General features: G+C 36.6%; 6 protein-coding genes. 4 read left to right on the top strand and 2 right to left on the bottom strand.

The window, feature by feature from the left end; translation table 11 throughout:
- Positions 1–71 precede the first annotated feature (71 nt).
- Complete coding sequence (locus tag BN1242_RS08050; protein ID WP_062354007.1) at positions 72–953, top strand: ROK family protein; 882 nt, start codon at positions 72–74, stop codon at positions 951–953.
- 146 nt (positions 954–1,099) lie between these two features.
- On the opposite strand, the gene BN1242_RS08055 is transcribed toward BN1242_RS08050, so the two are convergent.
- Together BN1242_RS08055 and BN1242_RS08060 are read right to left on the bottom strand one after the other, a co-directional pair.
- Positions 1,100–1,876 (bottom strand): endonuclease/exonuclease/phosphatase family protein, encoded by a 777-nt coding sequence (locus tag BN1242_RS08055; protein ID WP_062354010.1) that lies wholly within the window; start codon positions 1,874–1,876, stop codon positions 1,100–1,102.
- 119 nt (positions 1,877–1,995) lie between these two features.
- Positions 1,996–5,073 carry a beta-galactosidase gene (locus BN1242_RS08060; protein WP_062354013.1) on the bottom strand — a complete coding sequence of 1,026 codons (3,078 nt, stop codon included), beginning with the start codon at positions 5,071–5,073 and terminating at the stop codon, positions 1,996–1,998.
- Between the two features lie 357 nt (positions 5,074–5,430).
- On the opposite strand from BN1242_RS08060, the gene BN1242_RS08065 reads away from it, so the two are divergent.
- The 3 genes from BN1242_RS08065 to BN1242_RS08075 all read left to right on the top strand — a co-directional run bounded on the left by BN1242_RS08065 (position 5,431) and on the right by BN1242_RS08075 (position 11,570).
- Entirely contained in the window at positions 5,431–8,154 is a 2,724-nt protein-coding gene (locus tag BN1242_RS08065) for an alpha-mannosidase (protein WP_062354016.1), read from the top strand.
- 23 nt (positions 8,155–8,177) lie between these two features.
- On the top strand, positions 8,178–9,482 hold the full coding sequence (locus tag BN1242_RS08070; RefSeq protein WP_062354019.1) for a glycoside hydrolase family 125 protein: 1,305 nt from the start codon (positions 8,178–8,180) through the stop codon (positions 9,480–9,482).
- A 207-nt stretch (positions 9,483–9,689) separates the two neighbouring features.
- Positions 9,690–11,570, top strand: coding sequence for a beta-N-acetylhexosaminidase (locus tag BN1242_RS08075; RefSeq protein ID WP_062354022.1), 1,881 nt, complete (start codon positions 9,690–9,692; stop codon positions 11,568–11,570).
- Positions 11,571–11,658 lie beyond the last annotated feature (88 nt).

Consider the following 11,658-nt stretch of genomic DNA (forward strand, 5'->3'; position numbering starts at 1 on the left):
AATGAAAATTTTAGCTATTTTAGATGATTTTAGGAAAATATCATTGATTTTGAATAAAAGGAGTGAGGCTTGTGAAGTTTGGCTCAATCGAAGCTGGAGGAACGAAATTTGTTTGTGCTATCGGTGATGAAACGGGAAAAATTACTGAAAGTATTACAATGCCGACAAGAACACCAGCGGAAACAATTCCGGAAGTAATTGAGTTTTTTAAAAAAGAGAAAATTGATGCCCTTGGAATAGGCTCGTTTGGCCCTATTGATGTAAATCAAACTAGTCCAACATATGGGCGGATTTTAAACACGCCTAAATTAGCATGGCAAAACTATCCATTTTTACAAGTGATTGAGGAAGAATTAAAAATACCTGTAGGCTTTACAACCGATGTTAATACGGCTGCTCTTGCAGAGTCCACCTATGGTGCTGCAAAAGGATTGAATAGTTGTCTTTATATTACCATTGGAACGGGAATTGGCGCAGGCGCGATTGTGAATGGCCAATTGCTACAAGGAATTTCCCATCCGGAAATGGGACATATTATCGTTCGTCGTCATCCAGAAGATCATTTTGACGGATTTTGCCCATTTCATCATGATTGTTTAGAAGGATTAGCAGCAGGCCCAGCAATCGAAAAGCGGTGGGGGAAAAAGGGTTTCGAGTTAGCGGATGACAAAAAGGTTTGGGAAATGGAAGCATATTATATCGCCCAAGCACTTGTGCAATACATTACAATTATAATGCCAGAAAAAATCATTATTGGTGGCGGAGTTGCGAAACAAGCTCACCTTTTCCCGTTAATTCGCCAAAAAGTGAAAGAACTTTTAAATGGGTACTTTACACAACCACAGTTCAACGAGCAAATCGATGATTATATTGTTCCAGTTGGTCTAGATGGTGATGCGGGAATTATTGGGGGATTTGTGTTAGCAGCAAGAACAATAGCAAAAAAAGATTAAAGTTAGTTTATAGTAGGAATTAAATGTGTAATATAGGTCATTTGCTAATATCTCGAGCAGATTTAAGCGAATGACCTTTTTCTTCGTACAATATGGTTTGCCAGTTTCTCTCTTGAGAGTGAGGTTGATAACCAGAAATGAGTCCTTTAATTAAGTACTATATGAGCAACGACAGGATAATGATCCGATGGGTAAACATCACCAATTTTTCTTTGTAAAATTTGTGCTCTAACTATTTTCCATTTCGATGAAGTGAAAATATAATCGATTGGTTCTCCGTCTATTCCACCGTTAAATTCATGAAATGATTTTCGTTTATGTTCCTCATTTGTTAAGAAATGATAAGCATTTTGTAACCCCAAAACTTTCTCACAATATTGGACGGGATCACTACTTGGATAACAATTAAAATCCCCCGTCAATACGTTAGGTAATAGATTTTGCTTATTCAATTCCTGCATGATATTCCCTATTACTTGGATACCATTTTTGCGAGCAAGTTCACTTTCATGATCCAGATGGGTATTAAAGAATCGAAACTTAGTATCATGATTGTCTTTATGTACGAATTCCCCCCATGTACAAATGCGGTGGCAAGCAGAATTCCAGGAAATACTTTCTTTTATATACGGAGTCTCAGAAAGCCAAAAAGTATTAGATATCTTTAAGTGTAATAAATTAGTGTTATAAAAAATTGCATTTGTTTCGTCCCCTGCAAGACGTTCTTCCCCAATCCATTTATAGGAAGGAATTTTTGCGGCTAGCTCGTGAATCATTTCTAAACGAATTTCTTGCATCCCTATAATGAAGGGCTTCTCTTCTGAAATTAATTTAGCAACTTGATCCACACGATTAGGCCAAGCGTTCGTTTTATCCTCTTGAAAATAGGCTCTAACATTAAAGGTCATCACTTTAAGATGCAATTTGTTCATCCTTTCCAATAAGATGGTGTTATCCAACAAGCTGCCCTTTTCCTTTGTTACAAGAAAAGAACGAAGGATAACACCATGTAGTAATTATTTGATTTTAAAAGAATCTAGTCTCACTCAACTTCTACTGTAACTTCATCTGGTCTATAGACACCAGTTATTTTCCCGTTTTTGTCTGTAAAAAAGAGAACTGAACGTTCTTTTTCCAATGTAAATGTATAAGTTTTCCTAGTAACTGGATTTGTTACTTTCACATCGAGATCTTGTCCGTATTCTGACACAAAGACAAATAAGTCCCCGTTTGCAAATGTAAGCTTGCGACCATATATACCAGGTACATTTCCAGATTGCCAATGTAATTCATCTGAAATACGAGCCTGTTCTAACGCATAACGATAGAGAGCAATTATTGGTTCATTTCTTTCATTTAATTCCACAGGAAGGGAACTCCAGAGCAATCTCCCTTTGCCAAGACGGTATTCATGCAAACTAGAGGCACAAGAATCCACTGGGAATTCTTTCATTGCATCTGCGACTCTTTCACCACCAAACGATACTGGATAACAACCGTCACCAACTGTAAGCATTTCTTCGCGGAGAACATTTTCTATTTTCGTTTCACCGATAAAATGTGCTACTCTATCCGTTTTACCCCAAAATTCATCTAAACTAATTGGTCCCGTAAATAATAAAGTTGCCCCATTTTCTTCTACAAAATGCATTAGCTCATCTAACGCTGTTTTTGTAAAATTGTGCGCACTTGGTACGATAATTAACTTCGGTTGATTCGTTTTTAAAGAGGTTAGTTGATATTCGCCAACCGCTCTAAAAGGTACATTCATCTCGTATGCAAGTACACGGGTAAGTTTGGTTGTCGCATCAAACGCCATTTTTCGGTTGGAAAAATCATTTGAATATGGGAATACGACAACGACTTCTTCCAGTTCACGGCCTGTAAATAATTTTCGCGTTTTTTTGATAAATTCCCCGAAATTGTAAGAAACATCTGTTTCTGGTTTCTCTGTCCCGTCCGCACGCAATGCACCAATACTTGATTCGTTCGCATTATCCATAAAGTAATTCGTATTCCATAACCAATGAACCGCACCGGCACCACCAGTAGAAAACGCATAAGCATATTTTCTCTCTAAAATGTTGCGCAGTTCTTCTTCACTTCTTCTAGCGATATTATTTGGGTTTTCTACGTACATAATCCCTGTTTCTTGAATGAGATTCGGCTTATTTGGCGTTTTTGTAAAAATACCATCCCATACTAATTGATCCAGCAACCACCATGAATGGTTTGTTGTATAATCCACCGCTTCTTCATAGAAAAATGGGGTAGGGCGCTGATCGCCAAGTGCCTCATCTTGACCAACAGTTACTAATTGATTTGGGGCAATTTGTTTAATTGTATCTGTTAATTCTCTTGCCCACTGATTGAACATATCAATTGTAAATAATGTGTAGTCAAGCCATTGCAATCCTTTTTTACCTGAACGCATATCGCGAATGCTAAAATTAATGTCCTCTTGTTCTGGTGGTTCAATACGATTAAAATCAAGAATCTCATGTTCAGTCATATTCCACTTTTCTTGCAGTTCGCGGATAGAGGAGTATTTATTTTTCAACCATTTTTGGAATGCCTTTCTTTCAAATGAATCATGTAAAGAACGTGGTCCGCTAAAAGTACGTTCCGGGTCAAAGAGGGAAGGTTCATTAATTAAATCCCAATTAATATTAGACGTCTCTTTATGTCTTGAAACAACAGAAGCGATAAATCTTTTTTGTGCTTCGATACTGCGCGGATCCAAATAAGGATTTTCTCCATCCCATAACTCTGGAGTAAAGGAGAAAAAATTAAAGGTAACTTCAAGATGATGTTTTTTCGCACATAAAATAAATGCGTCAATCGCCCGTAAAATATTTTCCTCTACATGACCATCAGCAAACATCATATTGCGCCATGCTGTCCAAATGCCGGTACGTAAATAATTAATCCCAGCTTTTTTCATTTGTTCCATATCTTTATCCCAAATAGCTGGATTCGGTAAAAATAGAAAATATCTAGAGACATCGGAAGTCATATAGGTCATTCCAACGATTGGCAAAGGCTGTCCGTCTTTTTGAAAATAATCTCGATCACACGTCATCGGCTCTCCCGATTGGAGTAATTCTTTATCTAATCCCCAGAATCCTTGATGTAGCACTCTCGTTTCATTGCAATCTGAAGTTGCTTTACAAGTAACTTGATAAAAACCAGGCGTAATATCAATTGGCACTACAAATGAGTGAATGTTAAGTTGGTTATTTGCTAATACATTCATCGACTTAGAAAAAATTAGTTTCTCATTCTTCATAATAGTAAAGTGTAAATCCCAATGAGAAACTTGTTCGTTAGTGGATTGAAGTTGAAAACTAATTCGAGCTCGTTCGCCTTCTTCAAATGTGGCGTAATTAGTTTTTAATGTCATATCTGTTACACCGTTACTAACAAAGTTACTAAACTCAATCAATGCACTAAGTCCCTTATTTGTCCAAAAATGAGCGTCTACTAATTGATTAATAAATAACCAGCGACCACCTTTGAACTTCCCGTTTGCGTTTTCGATTAATACAGCTGGTGCTGCAACTTCCCGTCCTGATTTTGCTACTCCTTTTAGTAACGGATAAATTTTCGCATCCATTGGTCCTACAGATCCCATTTCAGCGGGAATGGTGCTTTTCTTTGTAACATGTAAAATAAAGTTACAAGTATCTTGAATCGTAAATAAGTCTTCCTTGTTTGAAAAAACTGGAATATCCTCATTGTGTTGATAATATTGGATAGGGGCAGATTTCACTGGGAGGGCTTCATGAATATTTAATTGCATATGGTAAGCAGTTTGCTCCCGTTCATTTAACCATTTGCCATTTTCCAAATAACAGGGAATGCGAAAGGGTATTCCACCAACGTGAACAAGCCCCTTTCCTTGTGATAAAAATTGATAAATCGAGTCCCAAGCAGCTTTTGGAAAATAACTTCCATGTAAATTGACTAAACAGTTGATACTATCATCTTCGAGAACACTTGCTAATTCGTTAGCGTTTACAATTTTGGCGGAAGAAAAAAGCCTATCTATAAAAATGGTATTTGGCTGTTCATTATCCATTGGAAATTGTGGATCATAAAAAACAACAATCGATTGCATCGTATTAACCTCCTAAAAAAACTTGAAAAATACTTTTCCACCATAAATGTAAAGGTTATCACAAGGAATATCAATGGAAAAATTAAATGGTTAGTTGAATAATTATAGGAATATAGTAAAACACCTTTATTTATATTGACAAACACCGCTTACATTTTTAAGATGAACTAAGTAATTAAATGCACAAACTACTATTTTAGAAAATGGTAGCGCTAACTTTTTTAGGGGTAACACAATCGTTGTTTGATGCATTCCGTTTAGTGGAAATGTGCAAGATAGGTGTGGCAATGAATTAGTTTATACGTAATGGAAAATTTAAAAATAAATGCCAACTTAGAAAAGTAGGAGGTTTTTCTAATGACTGAAAAGAAAACAATTCATATCATTTCACATACCCATTGGGACCGTGAATGGTATTTGCCTTATGAGAAACATCATGTACTTTTAGTGAAATTAATGGATAGATTGATAGACACATTAGATAATGATCCAGAGTTTAAAAGTTATCACTTAGATGGACAAACAATTATTTTAGAAGATTACTTACAAGTACGTCCAGAGATGAGAGAAAAAGTAAAAAAATATGTCGAACAAGGTCGCATTTATATTGGCCCTTGGTATATTTTACAAGATGAATTTTTGACAAGTAGTGAGGCTAATATCCGCAATCTTCAATACGGATTAAAAGATGCAAAAGAGTGGGGTGGCGTCTCGAAAATTGGTTACTTCCCAGATTCATTCGGAAATATGGGACAAGCACCACAAATTTTAAAGCAAGCTGGTATTCAAGCAGCAGCGTTTGGCCGCGGTGTAAAACCAACAGGATTCAACAATGAAGTAAGTGATTCTGATATTTATGAGTCCCCATATTCCGAAATGCTATGGCAATCACCAGATGGAAGCTCCATTTTAGGGATATTATTTGCCAATTGGTATTGTAACGGGATTGAAATTCCAGTAGATGAGAGAGAGGCAAAAACGTATTGGGGGCAAAAAATCCCCTCACTAGAAAAATACGCCTCAACAAACCATTACTTGATGATGAATGGCTGTGATCACCAACCAATCCAAGTTGATTTGTCGAAAGCAATTGAACAAGCGAAAAAACTATATCCTGAACTAGATTTCGTTCATTCCAACTTTAACGATTACGTTCAGACGATTATGGCTGAACTACCAAAAGGTTTAAAAACGATTGACGGGGAACTGCGCAGTCAAAAAACAGATGGGTGGGGAACACTTGTTAACACAGCTTCGGCGCGAATATATCTTAAACAAATGAACCAACTAGGCCAAGTGTTACTGGAAAAAGTAGCAGAGCCGCTAGCAACATTTGCCTATATGACTGGAGAACAGTACCCACATCATTTATTTACGTATGCTTGGAAGACATTAATGCAAAACCACCCTCATGATAGTATTTGCGGATGTAGTGTAGATGAAGTTCACCGTGAAATGGTAACCCGCTTTGAAAAGAGCAAACATGTAGCCGAAATGATTATCGATGAAAGTTTAAAAATGATTGCTGGAAAAATAGATACTTCCACTTTTGAAAAATTTGGGAAAGATCAAGTTCCATTTACTGTAATAAATACAACAGGTTGGGAAAGAACGGGTGTCGTTACTGTAACGGTGGATGTGAAACGGGAGTACTATTCAGAAGGGGTGAATAAAGAAGCATTAAAAGCAATTCCACTTGATGACAGAGCTCTAGTAGACAGCCAAGGAAATATGCTTGATTATACGTTAGAAGATCTTGGACTTGCCTTTGATTATGACTTACCAGAAGACCGCTTCCGTCAAGCCTATATGGCAAGACGTGTTCGAATCACTTTCGAGGCAGAAAAAGTACCGGCATTCGGATTTAGAACTTTTGCATTTGTTTCTTCTCCTAAACTGAATGTTGTTCATCCGAAAATAATTGTTAATGATCATGAGATGGAAAATGACTTTGTATCGGTAAAAATTGCTGATAACGGTTCCTTAACTGTTGTCGATAAAACGACTGGAAAAACTTTTAATGATTTATTAATTTTTGAAGATACTGGTGATATCGGCAACGAATATATGTACAAACAACCAGATGATGAAACAACATTAACAACGGAAAATCTAAAAGCAAAAGTTGCTATTGTGGAAAATACTTCATTTAAAGCAACTTTCGAAATAACCCATGAATGGGAATTACCAAAAGGTGCTGATTCCTTATTAGAACAAGAACAAAAAGAAGTGACCGTTTATCATACGCGCAAAGCGCAACGGGTAAAGGAAACAGTTCCATTTGTAATAAAAACATTGGTTAGTTTGGAGAAGAATAGTAAAGGGATTTCTGTAAAAACAACTTTTAATAACCAAGCGAAAGATCATCGTTTAAGAGCTCTTTTCCCAACAGACATTAAAACAAATGTTCATTATGCCGATTCTATTTTTGAAATTGCGAAGCGAAACAATGTGCCAGCGAAAGAGTGGGAAAACCCAAGTAACTGTCAACATCAGCAAACATTCGTTCATGTTAGTGATAATCATGTTGGCTTAACGATTGCAAACTTCGGTTTAAATGAATATGAAATTTTACGAGATGGTCGCAACACCATTGCTTTAACGTTATTGCGAGCAGTTGGTGAACTTGGAGATTGGGGCTATTTCCCAACACCAGAAGCCCAATGCTTAGGTGAGCATACAGTTGAGTTCCGGATTTACCCAAGTAACGGTAATGGTATTACATCTGGAGCATACAAAGATGCCTATCAATTCCAAGTACCATGGATGACAAAACAAGTGGCTTTACAAAGCGGTCAGCTGTCCGAAAACGAACCTTTCATTAACTGGGAGAGCGACAAACTTGCTTTCACCTCCTTAAAGGTTGCTGAAACAAGTGGGGATATTATGATGCGCCTATTTAATATGACGAATGAAGAAGCGCTATTAGTTGTTCAATCTCCTTTCGACAACCAATTTTATAAAAGTAATGTGGTCGAAGAAAAGGTAACAAACTTATCAACAAATGAATCAGCGATTGTCGAAGTTCCGGTTCAAAAACATGAAATCATTACTATTGGAATGGAAAAGACAGAGAAATAATGATGAAAAAGGAGTGCTGTAACATGTCACAAAAGAAAATACCGCAATCAATGGTAACGTTAATTGAAAAAGTCAAGGCTCACTTTGCTGATGATATAAAACTACAAAAAATGTTTGAAAATTGCTTTACTAATACGTATGAAACAACGATAAAAGAAAAGGAAGACGGGACAACTTTTGTAATTACCGGTGATATCCCAGCGATGTGGTTAAGAGACTCCGCTGCTCAAGTAAGACCATATTTACTGTTAGCAGAAAGCGACGAAAAAATGGCCAGTTTAATTGAAGGAGTTATTAAAACACAATTGAATTTTATTTTACATGACCCATATGCTAATGCATTTAATGAAGAACCTAATGGTAATTGTTACCATCAAGATAGAACGAAAATGACGCCATTACTGTGGGAAAGAAAATATGAAATTGACTCCTTATGTTATCCAATCCAACTTTCCTATTTATTGTGGAAAGCTACTGGAAAAACAAGTCATTTTAACGATACGTTTAAACGAGCAGTAGACAAAATTATTGAAGTTTGGAAAACGGAACAAAACCATGAAACGGATTCTGATTATTACTTTGAACGGGACAATTGCGCACCATCCGATACGTTAACAAGAGATGGAAAAGGTAGTCTCGTTAGTTATACAGGCATGACTTGGTCTGGATTCCGACCAAGTGATGATGCTTGTCAATACGGATATTTAATTCCAGCCAATATGTTCGCTGTCGTTGTGCTCAAATATTTAGTAGAAATTGCAGAAACAGTGTTAAACGATGAAGATTTAAAAGAAACCGCTCTGCAATTAGCAACTGAAATCGATAATGGTATTCAAAAATATGGAAAAGTTGAACATCCAGTTTATGGAACGATTTATGCTTACGAAACAGATGGTTTAGGAAATTACAATTTAATGGATGATGCTAACGTACCTAGTCTTTTATCACTTCCTTATTTAGGATATTGTGATATTAATGACCCAATCTACTTAAATACGAGAAACTTTATTTTAAGTAATGAAAACCCTTATTATTATGAAGGTGCTGTTGCTAAAGGTATTGGTTCCCCACATACACCAGATCAGTATATTTGGCATATTTCATTAGCTATTCAAGGGATGACAGCAAATACGGATGCAGAAAAAGCGAGAATTCAAGAATTATTTAAAGAAACGGATGCAGATACGAATTTAATGCATGAAGGATTCCATGTCGATGATCCACATCAATTTACAAGACCGTGGTTTTCTTGGGCAAACTCGATGTTTAGTGAATTTTTACTAAGTCAAATGAACCTACTTGTGAAAGGTAGCCCATTAGCAAAATAGAATTTTTCAAGAAAAGTTAAGAAACTACAATTAAGTAATATATAAAAATATTTAATTGTAGTTTCCTTTTTTTATTCATGTCGGAAAAAGATGTTTATTTTAAGGTTAACAGATGCTATAAAGCAATCTGTGCGATACTTGTCCAAAATTAAAACGATAAAACTTCTTGATAGATATTATGATATTGATAAATTGGAGGAAAACAAGATGAAAGTTCATTTAACAGGAGATGTGGCAAATTTACTTGCAGGGATACATCAAATTGCCCCAGAAATTCAAGTGGAATTGTGTGAGACTGGATTTCCTATCCATGTAACAAAGTACGATGGACCGATACAAGTAAGAAATATAGCTGGAAAAGGGGAAATATATTACGCTGAAACGATTCACTTTTTCCGTGCACTTGGTCTATGGCTAGAGTACTTTGGGCAAAACAGTGAGTTTGACGTTACGGAAACACCTCAATTCACGATGAGTGGTGTAATGATTGATTGCTCAAGAAATGCTGTTCCAACAGTAGCTGAAGTGAAAAAGTTTTTACGAAAAATGGCAATCATGGGTTTAAACACGATGCTCCTTTATACAGAAGATACGTATGAAGTGAAGGATTATCCATATTTCGGTTATATGCGTGGGAAATATACGGAAGAAGAGCTTCGTAATTGTGATGAATATGCAGCTAGTCTCGGTATCGAAATGATTCCATGTATTCAAACGCTAGCTCATTTACGTGAGGCGATTAAATGGAATTATGCTCGTGACTTCCGTGATACGGATGATATTTTACTAGTTGGAGAAGAAAAGACTTACGAATTTATTGAAAGTTGCATTGTTGCTGCTTCGAAACCGTTTAAAACGAAGCGAATTCATATTGGAATGGATGAAGCTTTCCAACTTGGTCTTGGACAATATTTGCAAAAAAATGGTTACGAAGATCATATTCAATTAATGAATAAACATTTACAAGCGGTTACATCAATAACAGAAAAGCATGGTTTACAACCAATGATTTGGAGTGATATGTATTACCCACTATTTGATGAGTCACAAGGTTATAAGGATGAGGATGGTAAAATTCGTCAAGAAGTAGTAGATGCGATTCCTGATGTCCAACTAGTATATTGGAATTACTACAGTAAGGATCAAAAGCATTATGAAAAAGTAATCCAAGATCATAAATTATTAGGTTCTCATCCAATTTTTGCAGGTGGGGCATGGACGTGGAACGGGATTGTCCCTAACTACGGAAAAGCGGTTGTCACAACCGAAGCGGCGATTGCTGCCTGTAAAAAAGAAGGAGTGAAGGAGATTTTCGTAACAATGTGGGGAGACAATGGTGCAGAAACACCGTTATCCACTGCTTATCCTATCTTACAGCTATTTGCAGAACATACGTATCATGAGAACGTTACCCTAGAGCAAGTAGCAGAGCGTTTTGCTTATTCTTGTAATGGTCGGTTTGCCGACTTTATGACATTAAAATATCTCGATGAAACACCAGGTGTAATGGAAGACAATATGAACACCTCAATGACATCGAAAGTGTTATTATATCAAGATATATTAATTGGTCTATATGATGAAAACGCCCGGGGGCTTCGATTAGGGGAGCACTATGAAAGCCTGGTACTAAAGATTGAGAAGGCAAAGCGCGATAATCCTGAGTGGGAAGCACTATTCGGATTTTATGAACAATTAGCCATGGTCTTAATAGAAAAGGCGGAAATCGGCTTGAAATTACAAGCAGTATATGAAAAAGATGATCGAGAAACAATGAGAGAAATGTTGAAAACGATTGAAAGTATTCGGGTGAATGTGGATATTTTAAGAAAAAAACATCGGGATCTTTGGTTTGCAACTTGTAAACCATTTGGTTGGGAAGTGATAGATATTCGCTACGGAGGAGTTATTACGAGAATTGATTCGGTTATTTATAGGATTAACAAATGGTTAAATGGAGAAATAGAGAGATTGGAAGAGTTAGAGGAAGAACGACTCCGTCATGATGGGCCATGGGAAATTCTTGAGGGCATTGTTGGCGGAAACGTATATCACCGAATAGTCACAGCAGGAAACTTTTCATTATAATCCTTGAGAAATGTGGATAGATTTGCAGAGCAGAACGAATACACGAAGACTGCCAGGGAAATTGAAGTGTATTCGTTTTGCGGAAATG

Origin of the sequence: Bacillus kwashiorkori (assembly GCF_001375515.1) — a bacterium.
Classification (GTDB): Bacteria; Bacillota; Bacilli; order Bacillales; family Caldibacillaceae; genus Bacillus_BK; species Bacillus_BK kwashiorkori.

What these genes read in the sequence shown, in the direction of transcription:
- BN1242_RS08065 (WP_062354016.1), top strand. Translation starts at nt 5,431, where the DNA reads ATGACTGAAAAGAAAACAATTCATATCATTTCACATACCCATTGGGAC.
- BN1242_RS08070 (WP_062354019.1), top strand. Translation starts at nt 8,178, where the DNA reads ATGTCACAAAAGAAAATACCGCAATCAATGGTAACGTTAATTGAAAAA.
- BN1242_RS08060 (WP_062354013.1), bottom strand. Translation starts at nt 5,073, where the DNA reads ATGCAATCGATTGTTGTTTTTTATGATCCACAATTTCCAATGGATAAT.
- BN1242_RS08075 (WP_062354022.1), top strand. Translation starts at nt 9,690, where the DNA reads ATGAAAGTTCATTTAACAGGAGATGTGGCAAATTTACTTGCAGGGATA.